The organism is Enterobacter cloacae complex sp. IR53041 (assembly GCF_049238285.1).
GTDB lineage: Bacteria > Pseudomonadota > Gammaproteobacteria > Enterobacterales > Enterobacteriaceae > Enterobacter > Enterobacter roggenkampii.
Genome location: NZ_JBMKHB010000008.1, coordinates 97,695 through 112,245, shown reverse-complemented (window position 1 = coordinate 112,245; position 14,551 = coordinate 97,695). Strand labels below are relative to the sequence as shown.

The window sequence follows — 14,551 nt, the reverse complement described above, 5'->3', positions numbered from 1 at the left end:
CCGGGTGGCGGCTACGCCTTACCCGGCCTACGCTTCGCCCTCAGGTCAGGCAATCGTGACTTTGCTGTCCAGATAAACGTCCTGAACCGCATTGATCAGCTTCACGCCGTCAGCCATCGATTTCTTAAACGCCTTACGGCCAAGGATCAGCCCCATGCCGCCCGCGCGTTTGTTGATAACCGCCGTACGCACCGCGTCTGACAGGTCAGTATCGCCGCCCGCCGCGCCGCCGGAGTTAATCAGCCCTGCGCGGCCCATGTAGCAGTTCGCCAGCTGGTAGCGCACCAGGTCGATCGGGTTATCGCTGGTCAGTTTGCTGTAAACGCGGTCATCGGTGTAACCAAAGTTCACTGCTTTATAGCCGCCGTTATTCTCGGCCATTTTCTGCTTCACGATATCCGCGCCAATGGTCGCCGCCAGATGGTTCGCCTGGCCGGTCAGGTCAGCCGACACGTGGTAATCCACGCCGTCTTTTTTGAACGCCGAGTTGCGCAGGTACGCCCACAGCACGGTCACCATACCCAGCTCGTGCGCGCGCTCAAACGCCGCAGAGATCTCTTCAATTTGACGACGAGACTGTTCTGAGCCGAAATAGATGGTCGCCCCAACGGCAACCGCCCCCATATTGAACGCCTGCTCGACGCTGGCATAGAGCGTCTGGTCATATTCGGTGGGGTAGCTCAGGGTTTCATTGTGGTTCAGCTTCACGAGGAACGGAATGCGGTGGGCATAGCGACGCGAGACGGAGGCCAGCACGCCGTAGGTGGACGCCACGCAGTTACAGCCCGCTTCAATCGCCAGCTCAACAATGTTCTTCGGATCGAAATAGAGCGGATTCGCCGCGAAGGAGGCGCCCGCCGAGTGCTCAACGCCCTGGTCTACCGGCAGAATAGAGAGATATCCGGTGCCGCCGAGCCGCCCGGTGTTATAGAGCGTCTGCATATTTCTTAGCACGGCAGGCGGACGGTTATTATCGACCATCACGCGGTCAACGTAGTCATGACCAGGCAGATAAAGCTGGTCGGCTGGAATGGTCATACAACGATGCTGTAAAAGGCTGTCGGCGTCTTTGCCAAGCAACTGCGCAATATCAGTCATGTGATACTCCCGTAGGTTCGACGTCATGTCGGTGTGCGTTTATCCAGTCCCATCTTTTATGGGCAGACTAAGCCTGGTACCGACTTAACAGATTTTCCACCCTTTGCAATTTTTTTCAGCACAATCTGCTGGCTCGATTCGTGTACAACAAAACTGTTACATTGATCAAACAATCGCCACAAAGGTATTTAAAAGGTATTATTGAATGGTATGTTAAAGGCGTACCCTCTCTGACATGCAGGATTCAAAAATGAAAACGAAAGTCCAACTGTCATTCATGATGTTTGTTGAATGGTTTATCTGGGGCGCGTGGTTTGTGCCGCTGTGGCTGTGGCTGAGCAAAAGCGGTTTTACCGCCGGGGAAATTGGCTGGTCTTATGCCTGTACCGCCATTGCCGCCATCCTCTCCCCAATTCTGGTCGGCTCGCTGACCGACCGCTTCTTCGCCGCGCAGAAAGTACTGGCGGTGCTGATGTTTGCCGGCGCGATTCTGATGTACTTCGCGGCACAGCAAACCCAGTTCAGCACCTTCTTCCCGCTGCTGCTGGTTTACTCCCTGACCTACATGCCCACCATCGCGCTGACCAACAGCATTGCCTTCGCCAACGTGGACGACGTCGAGGCCGACTTCCCTCGTATCCGCGTGATGGGCACCCTCGGCTGGATCGCCTCCGGTCTGGCGTGCGGCTTCCTGCCGCAGATGCTGGGCTATAGCGATATTTCCGATACCAATATTCCGCTGCTGATGACGGCCGCCAGCTCCGCCCTGCTCGGCGTCTTTGCCCTGTTCCTGCCGAACACGCCGCCGAAAAGTACCGGCAAGCTGGACTTCAAAGTGATGCTGGGGCTGGACGCGCTGATCCTGCTGCGCGACAAAAACTTCCTCGTGTTCTTTTTCTGCTCGTTCCTGTTCGCCATGCCGCTGGCCTTCTACTACATTTTCGCCAACGGCTATCTCACTGAAGTGGGGATGAAAAACGCCACCGGCTGGATGACGCTCGGCCAGTTCTCTGAAATCTTCTTTATGCTGGCGCTGCCGTTCTTTACCAAACGCTTTGGTATTAAGAAGGTCTTACTGCTGGGTCTGATTACCGCCGCCATCCGCTACGGGTTCTTCGTTTACGGCGGTGCGGAACAATACTTCACCTACGCCCTGCTGTTCCTCGGAATTCTGCTGCACGGCGTGAGCTACGACTTCTACTACGTCACCGCGTATATCTACGTGGATAAAAAAGCGCCGGTGCATATGCGCACCGCCGCGCAGGGCCTGATTACGCTCTGCTGTCAGGGCTTTGGTAGCCTGCTGGGTTACCGCCTGGGCGGCGTGATGATGGAAAAAATGTTCGCCTACAAAGAGCCGGTGAAGGGGCTGACCTTCAACTGGGCCGGAATGTGGACATTTGGCGCAATCATGATTGCCGTGATTGCCGTGCTGTTTATGCTGTTTTTCCGCGAATCGGACAAAGAGATCGCTGCAATTGCGGTGGTTGATGGCGATGCCGCGCTGACACAAGGGGAAGTTAAATGAAACAAGAACGTATTCTCGGTGCCCTTTACGGGCAGGCGTTAGGGGATGCGATGGGCATGCCGTCGGAGCTGTGGCCGAGAAAGCGCGTCAAGGCGCACTTCGGCTGGATCGACCGCTTTTTACCCGGCCCGGCAGAAAATAACGCGGCCTGCTATTTCAGGCAGGCCGAGTTCACCGACGATACCTCAATGGCGCTGTGCCTGGCCGATGCGATTATCGAGTGCGACGGGGAAATTAATGCGGACGTTATCGGCAAGCATATCCTGAACTGGGCGCTTGATTTCGACGCGTTCAACAAGAACGTGCTTGGCCCCACTTCCAAAATCGCGCTTAATGCGATTCGTGACGGGAAGCCGGTCAGCGCGCTGGAAAACAACGGCGTGACCAACGGGGCGGCGATGCGCGCCTCCCCGCTGGGCTGTCTCCTTCCGGCGACGCGGCTGGAACACTTTGTTGAACAGGTGGCGCAGGCCTCCAGCCCGACCCATAAATCGGACCTCGCGATTGCCGGCGCGGTGGTGATGGCCTGGGCGGTTTCCCGCGCCATCGACGGCGAAAGCTGGCAGAACATCGTTGATGCCCTGCCGGGGATCGCCCGCTATGCGCAGGAGATGAAAACCACCACCTTCAGCGCGTCGCTGGCGGCACGTATTGAGCTGGCGCTAAAGACCGTACGGGAAGCCAACGGTATTGAGTCCGCCAGCGAGCAGGTTTATCAGCTGATTGGCGCGGGAACCAGCACCATTGAGTCCGTTCCGGCGGCCATTGCGATGGTGGAACTGGCAGGAACCGACCCGAACCGCTGCGCCATCTTATGCGCCAATCTGGGCGGTGATACGGACACTATTGGCGCCATGGCGACGGCCATCTGCGGCGCGCTCCACGGCGTGCAGGCGATTGATCCGGCGCTCAAAGCCGAACTCGACGCCGTCAACCAGCTCAACTTCGGCCATTATTGCGAAAAACTGCTGCACTTCAGGGAGCAAAGGGAGGGCGTATGAATGCATTTGCCCAACGTCTCGAAAACCTGCACGCCACGCGCCCGGTGACGGTGCTGGGCGCCGCGGTGATTGACGTCATCGCCGACGCCTACGCCCTACCCTGGCGCGGGTGCGATATCGAACTTAAGCAGCAGGGCGTAAATATTGGCGGCTGCGCGCTGAACATTGCCATCGCCCTGAAACGCCTCGGGATCGCCGCGCAAAATGCCCTTCCCGTCGGCCATGGCGTGTGGGCGGATATTATCCGCAACGCCATGGCGAAGCAGGATCTGCACAGCGCCATCGAGGCCGAAACCGGCGATAACGGCTGGTGCCTGGCGCTGGTGGAGCCAGACGGCGAGCGCACCTTTATGTCCTTTAGCGGCGTGGAAAACCAGTGGCAGCAGCGCTGGCTGGATACGCTTCACGTTCCGCAAAACAGCCTGGTTTATCTCTCCGGCTACCAGCTGGCCGCGCCGTGCGGCGAACTGCTGACAGGCTGGCTGGAGGGATTACAGGACGTGACGGCCTTTATCGATTTCGGCCCACGCATCGCGGATGTTCCTGATGCGCTGATGGAGAGAATCATGGCCTGCAGGCCAATCGTGTCGCTCAATCGTCAGGAAGCGGGGCTCGCGGCTGAAAGACTGGGTGTGGAGGCTGAAAACCTGGGTGAAGTGTGGCAGCAGCGCTTCGGCGCCGCGCTGATTGTGCGCCATGATAAAGACGGTGCTACGTGGTATGACGGTGACGCCTCGGGCGTTGTTCCGGCGTTTCCGGCGACGGTTGTGGATACCATTGGTGCAGGCGACAGCCACGCGGGCGGCACGCTGGCCGGGCTGGCTGCGGGATGGTCACTGGCAGATGCCGTTCTGCTGGGGAATGCAGTGGCGTCATGGGTGGTCAGCCACCGCGGCGGGGATTGCGCCCCGACGCGCGAGGCACTACTCCTCGCACACAAAGACGTATAGATCGCTGCGACAGTAGCTGATGCTGTACTCAATCGGCCGGTGCTGCTGGTCAAGCGCGACCTGCTTGATCACCAGCACCGGTATTTTTTCATCCATCTTAATGTGCGCCTGAAACTCGCTGTCGGGCATGCGGGCGCTCACCCTTGAGCGGGTGCGCTGCGGGTAGATGTTCTGACTGCGGAAGTAGTCATAGAGCGAAATGCCAATCGCATCCGGGTCGGGAATTAACCCGACGGGGACCCAGGACTCTTCAATCGACACCGCATCGTCTTCAACATAGCGAATGCGCTTGAGCAAAAAGACCTCGCTGTCCGGGGAGATCGACAGGTGGTTGGCCACCTCTTCCGGACACTTCACCACCCGCTTGTTGACCCAGAGCGTATTCGGCTTCTTGCCGCGCAGCACCACCTGCTGGGAAAAACCGCGCGCCTCTTTCAGCGAATATTCGAAGATATTGTTGATTTGCGTGCCATAGCCACGGGCGCGCGTCACCACGCCCTCTTCTTCCAGCGCCTGCATCGCTTTACGCACGGTAATGCGCGACACCCCGGTCAACTGGCTCAGATCGCGCTCGCCGGGCAAAATATTCCCGTGCTCCAGCACCCCGCTGCGCACCGCGTTTTTTACCGTTTCGGCAAACTTCAGGTACAGCGGCGTGTTATCGGGCGCGGCGATCCGTTCATTCAGTTGAGCGATTAACCGGGTATGCGCTTGTTCCATCTCTGTTTTCTCAGGCGTGATGTATTCTGCCAGTATACTGGCTTACCACCATGCATGAAAATGGTGTACCGGCCCAATACCGTGACCGACTTCCAGAGTATCGGCTTTTGCCAGCGCCGCCGAGAGCCAAGCTTTTGCTTCGCTAACCGTATCGGCCCAGCTTTCATGACGTGGGCGCAGCGCCGCCAGCGCGGCCGAGAGCGTACAGCCCGTGCCGTGGGTATTTTGGGTCTGCACGCGCGGCGCGGTAAAGCGTACTTCGCCGTCGCGGGTGAAGAGCCAGTCCGGACTTTCCGGATCATCAAGATGCCCGCCCTTCATCAGCACCGCCCCGCAGCCCATCGCCAGCAGCGCATTGCCCTGCTCTTTCATTTCCCGTTCAGTTTGCGCGTGCGGCGCGCCCAGCAGCGCGGCGGCTTCCGGAAGATTGGGCGTGATGAGCGCTACCTGCGGCAGCAGCTTATTGCGCAGCGTCTCGACGGCGGAGGCGGAGAGCAGCGGATCGCCGCTTTTTGCCAGCATGACGGTATCCAGCACCACGTTTTGCACCTGATAGCGCTTAAGCCGTTCGGCCACCGCTTCTACAATGTCCGTTTCGGCCAGCATGCCGATCTTGGTGGTATCAATACGCACGTCGCTGAACACCGAATCCAGCTGCGCGGCAACAAAATCTGGCTCGATGCGGTAGACCGACTGCACGCCGCACGTGTTTTGCGCCACCAGCGCGGTAATCACCGAGCAGCCGTACGCGCCCAGCGCCGAGAAGGTTTTCAGGTCTGCCTGGATACCCGCGCCGCCGCTGGGATCGGTGCCGGCAATGGTCAGGGCGTTAATCCGCTTCATGCCTGCTCCTCCAGCGTGTAGAGCGCGTCGAGGAACGCGCTGGCAAAACTGCCCGGGCCGCGCGAGTGCGCAACGGCCACCGTTCCGGCCCGCTTCATCCATCCGCAGGCGGCGGCGATGTTATCCAGCCGGTCACCCGGCAGCGAGCAACTCGCCGCCACAACGGCAGAGAGCGCGCACCCGGTTCCCACCACGCGCGTCATCAGCGGGTCACCGCCGGTTACCGTTCGGGTACGTTGCCCGTCCGTGATGTAGTCCACCTCGCCGGTGACCACCACAATCGTATTGATCTGCCGGGCCAGCGCCTGGGCAGCAGGCACCGCGCTGGCGGCGGTATCGGTCGTATCGACGCCGCGCCCGCCCGCGCTCATCCCGGCGAGGGCAAGGATTTCGGAAGCATTGCCGCGAATGGCGGCCGGTTTCAGGGCAAGGATTTGATGGCAAAACCGGGTGCGGAACGCCAGGGCGCCCACGGCAACCGGGTCCAGTGTCCAGGGTTTGCCTGCCGCTACCGCACTTTCAATAGCACTACGCATCGACTGGGCGCGCAGCGCGGTCAGCGTGCCAACGTTAACCAGCAGCGCATCGGCTATCGCGGCAAACTGCTCGGCCTCTTCGGCCTCGATCACCATCGCCGGGGATGCGCCAAGCGCCAGCAAAACGTTGGCCGTAAAGGTCTGTACGACGTCATTGGTCATACAGTGGGTCAGCGGAGAACGGGTTCGGAAGTGGTGTAAAACGTGTAAATCGAGCAGGTCAGGCTGCATGGGTTCGCTCCTGCCTTGCGTGAAGAAGCGATGACCGGGAAGGCATCTGACTTCCCTACGCTGGCATTATCCAGATCAGGTAATACGGGTATTTCTCAGCCTTCACGCAGAAGGGCACCCCGAGTCAAATAAATAAAAATCAAAAGCTTGCGATTAATGCTCCTCATTAATCCCTGATCAGGATAGTAATGCCAGCGGGAAGTCTTGTAAACGGCAAAAGTGGCCCTTTTGGGCAATGTGTGACAGGTTGAGTGACACAATGTGTGCCATGTAGAATGCTCTTAAGTCGTCAACAACCGCATAAAAAAAGAGGTCATGATGGATTTACAAGCATGGGATAACGTTATCTCTATCGCTTCGAATGCTGTAACAGCGCTGAGTGTGGTTGGTGGCGTCATCTTCGGAGGGGTTAAACTTCAGGAGATTGTGAAGACGAGAAAAATGGAGCGGGCAATTGATTCAGCAATCGCTCTTAAAGAAGAAATTGATGGCACCAGAAGCCGTTACAATCGTATGCGCTTTGACTTAAACCGTATTATGACTTTTCTCGACACACTGGCGAAATCAGGACAAAGAGCCGACGAAGAAAGCTATTATCATATTCAAGACTCCTTGAAAGATATGACGGAAAATACCTTTCGCATTGGTAGCTCTTTCATCAAGTTACGTCACTATAATGTTCTGATTAAAGAGGTTTCCTGGGAGCCATTCAACGCCCTTCTTCGATCTGCTGGTAATACGCAAATAGCCATCTCAAAACTGATGACTCTCATCATGCAGGCTTTGCTTAAAGAACAGATAACACCAGAAGAATTCATGGCAATACGTAACGCTTATGATGAACATGGCGCAAAGATGAAAGATGTTAATCACGCTATCTCTGAATTAGATATCATTAAATTTGACAATCTTTTTGACTTCAGCAAAGTACATAAAAAAAGCCGGGATTAACCCGGCTCTCATGTTTTCAGTTTTCGTTGTCGCTGTTCGCTGAGGTAGTACCTAATAGCACTGTCGAATCCGTGGTTTTGAATGCGGTCAAGTAGGCTGGAACGACTACAGCCGAGCCTACGGGCCAAAGCGGACATGTTAACAATCGCATCGTCATTGGTCCCGTCTAAAATCCACTGCATCAACGGCATGTTGCCAGTACCGATCAAAGCTAATTTCATATGTATCTCCTTTCCTTTGCCTCCAGCACCGAAGGTGTCTCGCAATAGCGAGAGTGCTTCGCACCGTTAGCCTCACCAGCAGCGGGGACAATGCGTCCCCAATAACTGCTTACTGATCGTTAAGCTGCGTCGTTCGCCAGTTTGGTCACAAAGTCTGGACGGTACACCACAGGCAAGATTGAGCTTTCCGCGAATAGCTCCACGTTCTTAAACTTGTCCTGTACGCTCCAGATACGGAAATCAACCGGATCAGCAAATGCCAGATCAAGATTGCGGCTGGTAGCCGTTGCTACATAACCGAAAGGTAGAGCAATATCAGAGGACAGGGGGCGGCTGAAACGTGGAACTAGGAAGGATTCATCCGGACCAATTCCATAAAGATTTTGGTCCGTTACTTCCACCACTCGGACATTTTCAATAATGAATGTTGAGAACGCAGGAAGCACTTCTTTGTTAAACAGAACATCACGATCAAGCACACCGAACTGAACATTCTGGCGCACGTCTGGGTGATACTTGATGCCGCGAAAAACATTGCTACCTGCAAACAGGATAAATCCATCAAGCTGACCAGCAAGGCCCCCCATACGCACTTTTGCGGCGGTTACAGCATCATCGAGGCTGCGAAGTGGGTCACCAGAGCTAACGTTGGTTTTGATTGTCCCGGTTGCCTGTTGGTATCCAAATTCATCTTCCCAGGAAATGATCGGCTGCTGGGTGTAGGTCGCTTCGACGGTATTACGAAAAAGCGCATCAGCAAAAATCCGCTCACGGGTACGCATGTACTTATCGTGCATTGCGACAGCAGAAGAAGTGACCGCATCCATTACAGACATTTGCAGGTCGGAGCCTGGTTTGCGATATGGTTGCACGTCTGCCGCTGTAATACGGTCCTGATAAGCATAAAGCGGAGCTTCAATCAGGTGATTGCTAGCGCTACGCTTAGGAATGCTAGACCACTCAGAGCCGTAACGATTAACAGAGCTTGCCACCTTCTGAGCGACTTCATCAATGATATCGAGGCTCACCTTCGGACTTGCAGAAGTCTGACGATCACTGAAAACATTAAGCGTGGACAGCAAAGTGTTCTTTGCATCCATGTTCACAAAGGTGTTGGTGTAATCCGCGTAGCTGAAATTGGTTGATAGTCCCATGTTGTCTTCTCCTTATTATTATTCTGCGTCCGGTGCGCTTGTACGGATAGCGCCCGTTTTGGTGAGTGCGGCAATAGCATTAGCGCCAGCGGTAGCGCCCATAACAGCGGTGATGGTGTCTTGTTTGATGTAAATCCCGCGATCAGCAACGATGATATGAGCAGCATCTTCTGCCCTGTGGTGGCTCAGAACCAGCAGGCAATCATCACCAGAGACATAAGCCGCGCCTGCACTGGTAATGCAACTACCCGGCTGGACTTCTACAGCTAGATCGACAGTAATAGTCTTGCGGTCAAAATTCGGATCGGCTGCATACGCGATCACGTCATTGTAAGAACGTTCAGTTGTTCCCATTTTCATATAATTAACTCCCGTTAAATTTCACATAGCTATGTAAACAAAAGGCCAGCGCCTGCTTGAGCCGTAAACGGCGACAGGGCCAGCCTTTCGAATTGTTCCGATGAAAAAGAAAACCGGACGGAGAGAGGCCCGGTGTGAATTTCACTGGTAGGAATGAGGAGGTGATCAGCGCCATCCATGAGGTAAGGAGCCTCAAACGCTGAACACCTGAGCCAGTTTGCATCATGGCTGATGACCGGAGGAGAGCCGGATTTAATGGCAAATCCAGACCGGAGGCCTAGACTTTGTACGCCCTATGACATCGCAGCGCGATTTAAAACAAAGTTTTAAACCCGTCCACGGGTACTAAAGGCGAATCTTTCTTTTCTAGAGTACACCCAGCGGCTATGGCGTAGCCTTTCTGTGAGAGTGCAGGTCATTGGATGTACTTTAGAAAAGAGGCTCTGACGGTGTCACAGAGCCTGCTTTATATTTCGTAAGGAGAAGGAATTGCTGTACAAACATACGATTCAAATAATCACGATATGTAATTATTTTACCACGAAACAATATCTTTCGCAACAAATACTTGGCATATTTGACGGAAATATATTGACTTCCCGTGAAATTTGCTATTGAGATAATGAGGCCCCATCATGAGGGCATTTTATGATGTTTTATTGAGCAACGCCCAGAATGAGGTTGTTCTGCGCCTGTTCGTAGTCCCTCAGTTTTGTATCAATCAGACCGTTAATAGCGCCGTCATTCACGTTAATATCAAGCGGTGAGAGTTTAATCTCAGCTTCGCCAGTGACCGCAACAGGAATCAGCTGTCGCTGCGTCATGCTGTCAATTGTCGGAACCGTAAACGTCGGTTGCTGGGGTGTCAGATAGTTCAGGCTAGGAACATTAAACGCTAGCGCTGGATCGTTATACGCCGTGCCTGAGCCGATATTGCTCGGAGCGGAACTATCCAGCCACGGGTAAATCTGCTTAAGCGTCTGACCGATGCTACGTGGATCAAAGCCGGTATTTTCCTTAATCCAATCAGCAGCACCATTTGCGGAGTCATCTACCACGCTCGTATAAACCGCATCCGGCAATGTCGCGCCTTTCTTGAGTTCTTCACCGACTCGACCAGCGAAGGAGAGAATGTTGGTGGTTAGCTCACCAAGGGCAACGCCGAGGGCATCGGAAATTGGGATCAGTCCAGTCATATTCTGACGTAGAGTGTCAGTATTGGCAGCGTACTGCCCTAGGCCTTCAACAAACGAGGCTGAGAAGTGATCCGCAAGGCTGGTTTGTACTCGGTTGTACTCTGCACCCAAAGCTGCCAGCTTATCAAGGTTGGCCTGCTGCGCATCAGATAGGGTCCATCCTTCAGAAGCGAGTTGATGCATACGCTGGATAAGTCCCTGCCCCTCATCATTGAACACTTCGAGGAAGACCGAACCATCATTCACAGCCTCAGCCAGGTGCCGGGTCTGGTTGTCCGTCCATTTGAAAGTTTTCTGCAACTGTTTGAGGTAAGTGATAAATTCTGGAAACGGCAGTTTTTGGAGTTCTCCGATAACCTTCTGTGCTACCTTCTGGTTGCCGTTGGTGGAGGTCAGCACGTTGTTGATGATATCTGCGAACTCGCCACCGCCGCTGAAATTCACCTGTCCAGTTTTCTTGTTACGTTTGAAAGAGCCGGTGTTCAACAATTCCCCGGCCTTTTCGGTTGTGTCCTTGTTGAGGTCAGCCAGCTTGTCAGCACTCAGTGAGTAACCAACACGGCTCATTGATAGATCCTGAAGTGCTGCAAACTCAAGGTTGCTGATCCCGTACTGCTGGAGCTTTTTCACATCGCGAGAACGCTCAAGGCTTCCCTGAATGGTCTGACCAACACGAGAAACGCCCATACTACCTACTAAGGACGCACCACCAATAACACCAGCGGCAGCAAGACCTGCTCTCCCACCACGGCTTTCTGTGCGTACACGACCAGCACGAACGCCAGCGGCTTTCTGCTCACGGGTAATACGCTGTTGCAGGCGGGCCTGCTTGCGTAATTCTGTGGTGATACGAGCCATTTCGAAGCGGGTCTCTTCAACCGTATAGCGCTCTTCTTTCTGGGCTTTAAGTGCCTCTTTTGCTGCACTGATGGCTTTGTACCGGGTAGCAACGTCAGCGCCGTTCACGTTTGCCAGAGTCAGAGCGCTACGGCGCAAACTGTTATAATAAGTCACCTCACGCTTAAGTCCTGCTTCTTTCTCACGCTGGCGCTTCTCCTCCAGAGCCATCGCCTTTTTGGTGGCTGCGATATCAGCAGCGACAGCGCCGTGACCACGGTTCATTGCTTCAGTCTGGCGAGAAACAAGACCGGGATCGTAATGTTGACCGCCCATGTTAGGGTTGTAGGTCATCGCACGGGAGCGACTCGCCTGTCTAACCTTTTCAGATATCGCCGCTAGTCTGGCAGATTGACGAGCTGCCTGCTCCTGCTGAGATAACTGGCGAGCCTGTAATGAGGTCATTTTATTGGCGTGGGCGATTGCGTCCCGCTCCATTTTGGCTTGTATCTGAGCTTGTTTCTGTTGCTGTTTTGACAATTGTTCAGCCTGGCGTAGCTTCGCTGTCTGGGCTTTCGCTGCGGCTAGTGCTACTTTGCCTTCACTCAGGACGGTCCGCTTCTGGGCCTTCTCAAGCGCTTTAGCTGGTTTCTCATGAGCAGCCTTAAGCGAAATTATCTTCTTTTTGGCTTTTTGATATGAGGCATCGTCTGTGATCCAGGAGATTTCATTAACGGTGCTGGTAACAATCTTATTGGTCCCACTCATCACACCCCCTGCTGCTTGATGATATTGCCGTAACGATCAGGATCGGATTTTGCGAGTGCAGCAGCCGCTGCTTTAGCTTTCGCAAGCATTTCAGGATCAATATGGTCAGCGGTATGACTTACCGCCGGACGGCTATCAGCGCCCAAAGATTTTTTAATCCGTTGTTCAGCACCAAAGGTGTCTCGCATTGGCGAGAGGGCTTCGCCCCGTTTATCCGTGGGGGTGTCAGACGAGGCTGATTTGAGCAACTCCGGATGTTGATCCAGAAAGTTATCGGTGACGCTCTTCAGATTGTCCCGCGCCTTTTGGAGTTCGTATTCCTCCGGTGTCATGCCGTGCATAGCGGCAAACAGAGCATTTTTAATGCTGTTCAATGTCATTTTTATGGTGTCTCCAAAGTAGGATCAGCCCATCACGGACGCAGCGATACGCCAGCCAGACAACGGGCAGGTAAGAAAGGATTGCTTCAAAGTTCATTGGCTCCCGATGTGGGATTATTTGGATTTACGCTTAGTGCGCTTCTTCTTCACTGTCGGCAGCTTGCAGATATTCGCGAACACGTCTGGGTAGTAACCCAACATTTCAGCGTCAGTGATCCCGGCGTTATGCAGGTAATATCTCAGGCTGACGTATGACAGACCATCGCAACGCTTGCGGATCTGTTCCGGGTGCATCCGATGTGACCACATTTCACGGACAAATTCTGTCCGGGCTGTCGGTGTCATCATCGCCCAGGTCACCGCTTGTTTTTGACGTGCGAGCCGCCAGACTTCAGCGAACGGCAGATCTAGGGTATTTGCGACAATATGCGGTGAAAATCCACGATTAAGCAATAAACGTGCTTTGCGTTGTGTTTCCGGATCGGAAGGTTTGGATCGGGATTTATATGTCGGTTTCTCCAGAATGGAGAACAGGCGGGATAGCTTTTGTTCTTCATCGGCGGTCAGTTCACCGCAAACGTGTTCACACAATTATTCCTCCAATTGCTAAAACGGTTTTTCATCATCAAATTCAAGCTGCTCATCCTCTTGTTGCTGCGGGGTATTAGTAGCCTGTTTCGCTTCGGCTGCTTTTCGCGCCTGCTGCTGTTTGTAATAAGCATCAGGACCGGATGAAGTATCGTTAGCGGCAGACCTCGATCCTTTGTAACCATCGCTCTGGATGATTCTGATATGGCTCTTTATCAGATCTGTTATCGCACCAGGTTTTTCTATCCCCCACGTCGCACCATAGGCCATAAATCCTTCATCGTCGTAGCCTTCTACCCAGTTGTTGAGGGTATTAAGATCGGCATAGAACCGTTTCTTCACCTCATCACTACCGGAAACATCATCGCCGCTATCACCAGCAGACTGTGAAACGCCAGATCGCTGTTGAGGATCATCCTTGGCAGATTCAGAGGCCACACCAGGGGATTGCTGTTCGTGCTCTTGCTGCTGTGCCTGCTCGCCATTGCCTTTTTTCTCCTCGTTTTTTGGCTGTTGACTAGATTTTCCTAAGCGTTTCTCATGGTCATACATTGGTTCTCCAGCCCACTCTGGGTAGGAAAACTCAAGATTTCCAGCAACCTTATCAACATCGATCACTTTGTAAATATTGCAACGCCCGACCTTTCCAGTGATTTCAACTAGACCAAGAGCGATCAGCTTATCGATCTGAGGCTTTGTTTTCTTCTTGGCGTCACCGATTCGAGCAACGGTCCCTAGACGCTCCTGCGACTCAGCAAATTGTTGATTTAATCCACTCCAGAAACGATACTGGCTCAGCATATAAGCGTATAATTTTTCTAGTGAATTACTAATCTCAACCACTTCACCAGTGGATTTATTTGTAACCGTGTCTGCATGGAAAAGGCGATTCTCGCTCTTGTAAAAACGCTCATTGGTGTTTCCGTTCTGGCTCATGTTGTTCTCCCTGTGGGTTCGTCAGTGGTTGTTCATTGCGTTTCTGAATGTGTTTCGCCAGGTTCTGGCACATGTTCCGGATCATCCTGGGAACCGGCATCCCGAGGCGGTCAGATTCCTCGCGTAAAATTGCATATGTTTCATCGTCTAAAGATAGTTTCATCTCAAGTTCCCCCCGAATGCATAAAGGTTATCGCCCCTGCGATCACTGTGGCGATCAGGGGTAAGGAGCCGTGTTTGCGGCGATTTCGTT

At 53.8% G+C, this 14,551-nt stretch carries 15 protein-coding genes and 1 riboswitch; of the genes, 4 read left to right on the top strand and 11 right to left on the bottom strand.

Annotated features, from left to right (window positions below; translation table 11 throughout):
- Positions 1 to 45: 45 nt before the first annotated feature.
- On the bottom strand, positions 46 to 1,098 hold the full coding sequence (gene fbaB, locus ACOTXF_RS08250; protein ID WP_008500869.1) for a class I fructose-bisphosphate aldolase: 1,053 nt from the start codon (positions 1,096 to 1,098) through the stop codon (positions 46 to 48).
- Positions 1,099 to 1,348: 250 nt separating this feature from the next.
- On the opposite strand from fbaB, the gene ACOTXF_RS08245 reads away from it, so the two are divergent.
- The 3 genes from ACOTXF_RS08245 to ACOTXF_RS08235 are packed head-to-tail and all read left to right on the top strand — an operon-like array spanning position 1,349 to position 4,577.
- On the top strand, positions 1,349 to 2,626 hold the full coding sequence (locus ACOTXF_RS08245; RefSeq protein ID WP_048961866.1) for a nucleoside permease: 1,278 nt from the start codon (positions 1,349 to 1,351) through the stop codon (positions 2,624 to 2,626).
- Positions 2,623 to 3,627, top strand: coding sequence for an ADP-ribosylglycohydrolase family protein (locus tag ACOTXF_RS08240; protein WP_032675183.1), 1,005 nt, complete (start codon positions 2,623 to 2,625; stop codon positions 3,625 to 3,627). The genes ACOTXF_RS08245 and ACOTXF_RS08240 overlap by 4 nt, the downstream gene beginning before the upstream one ends.
- The gene (locus ACOTXF_RS08235) at positions 3,624 to 4,577 is read left to right on the top strand and encodes a PfkB family carbohydrate kinase (protein ID WP_048961868.1); all 954 of its coding nucleotides are present in this window, start codon (positions 3,624 to 3,626) and stop codon (positions 4,575 to 4,577) included. The genes ACOTXF_RS08240 and ACOTXF_RS08235 overlap by 4 nt, the downstream gene beginning before the upstream one ends.
- On the opposite strand, the gene ACOTXF_RS08230 is transcribed toward ACOTXF_RS08235, so the two are convergent.
- Genes ACOTXF_RS08230 through thiM form a run of 3 tightly spaced genes read right to left on the bottom strand, consistent with a single transcriptional unit; the run spans position 4,551 to position 6,907 of the window.
- Positions 4,551 to 5,297 (bottom strand): GntR family transcriptional regulator, encoded by a 747-nt coding sequence (locus tag ACOTXF_RS08230; protein WP_047747595.1) that lies wholly within the window; start codon positions 5,295 to 5,297, stop codon positions 4,551 to 4,553. The two genes, ACOTXF_RS08235 and ACOTXF_RS08230, sit on opposite strands and share 27 nt — an antisense overlap.
- A 42-nt stretch (positions 5,298 to 5,339) precedes the next feature.
- Entirely contained in the window at positions 5,340 to 6,140 is an 801-nt protein-coding gene (thiD, locus tag ACOTXF_RS08225) for a bifunctional hydroxymethylpyrimidine kinase/phosphomethylpyrimidine kinase (protein ID WP_047747596.1), read from the bottom strand.
- Complete coding sequence (gene thiM / locus ACOTXF_RS08220) at positions 6,137 to 6,907, bottom strand: hydroxyethylthiazole kinase (RefSeq protein WP_048961869.1); 771 nt, start codon at positions 6,905 to 6,907, stop codon at positions 6,137 to 6,139. Before thiM ends, thiD begins: the two co-directional genes overlap by 4 nt.
- Before the next feature lie 35 nt (positions 6,908 to 6,942).
- Positions 6,943 to 7,039, bottom strand: a riboswitch (TPP riboswitch).
- Positions 7,040 to 7,222: 183 nt separating this feature from the next.
- On the opposite strand from thiM, the gene ACOTXF_RS08215 reads away from it, so the two are divergent.
- Positions 7,223 to 7,858, top strand: coding sequence for a hypothetical protein (locus ACOTXF_RS08215; RefSeq protein ID WP_223861870.1), 636 nt, complete (start codon positions 7,223 to 7,225; stop codon positions 7,856 to 7,858).
- 8 nt (positions 7,859 to 7,866) lie between these two features.
- Here the strand turns inward: ACOTXF_RS08215 and ACOTXF_RS08210 are convergent, their stop codons facing one another.
- The 7 genes from ACOTXF_RS08210 to ACOTXF_RS08180 all read right to left on the bottom strand — a co-directional run bounded on the left by ACOTXF_RS08210 (position 7,867) and on the right by ACOTXF_RS08180 (position 14,298).
- Positions 7,867 to 8,079 carry a hypothetical protein gene (locus tag ACOTXF_RS08210; RefSeq protein WP_048961871.1) on the bottom strand — a complete coding sequence of 71 codons (213 nt, stop codon included), beginning with the start codon at positions 8,077 to 8,079 and terminating at the stop codon, positions 7,867 to 7,869.
- Positions 8,080 to 8,198: 119 nt separating this feature from the next.
- Positions 8,199 to 9,233: a major capsid protein gene (locus tag ACOTXF_RS08205; RefSeq protein WP_136466613.1), complete on the bottom strand. Its 1,035-nt coding sequence runs from the start codon at positions 9,231 to 9,233 to the stop codon at positions 8,199 to 8,201.
- A gap of 18 nt (positions 9,234 to 9,251) precedes the next feature.
- Positions 9,252 to 9,593: a hypothetical protein gene (locus ACOTXF_RS08200; RefSeq protein WP_048961873.1), complete on the bottom strand. Its 342-nt coding sequence runs from the start codon at positions 9,591 to 9,593 to the stop codon at positions 9,252 to 9,254.
- A 656-nt stretch (positions 9,594 to 10,249) separates the two neighbouring features.
- The gene (locus ACOTXF_RS08195) at positions 10,250 to 12,394 is read right to left on the bottom strand and encodes a chemotaxis protein (protein ID WP_150319398.1); all 2,145 of its coding nucleotides are present in this window, start codon (positions 12,392 to 12,394) and stop codon (positions 10,250 to 10,252) included.
- The gene (locus tag ACOTXF_RS08190) at positions 12,394 to 12,774 is read right to left on the bottom strand and encodes a hypothetical protein (RefSeq protein WP_095450852.1); all 381 of its coding nucleotides are present in this window, start codon (positions 12,772 to 12,774) and stop codon (positions 12,394 to 12,396) included. The genes ACOTXF_RS08195 and ACOTXF_RS08190 overlap by 1 nt, the downstream gene beginning before the upstream one ends.
- Positions 12,775 to 12,888: 114 nt before the next feature.
- Positions 12,889 to 13,365 (bottom strand): hypothetical protein, encoded by a 477-nt coding sequence (locus ACOTXF_RS08185; RefSeq protein ID WP_150319397.1) that lies wholly within the window; start codon positions 13,363 to 13,365, stop codon positions 12,889 to 12,891.
- Between the two features lie 15 nt (positions 13,366 to 13,380).
- Complete coding sequence (locus ACOTXF_RS08180; protein ID WP_136466619.1) at positions 13,381 to 14,298, bottom strand: DUF6945 domain-containing protein; 918 nt, start codon at positions 14,296 to 14,298, stop codon at positions 13,381 to 13,383.
- Positions 14,299 to 14,551: the final 253 nt, after the last annotated feature.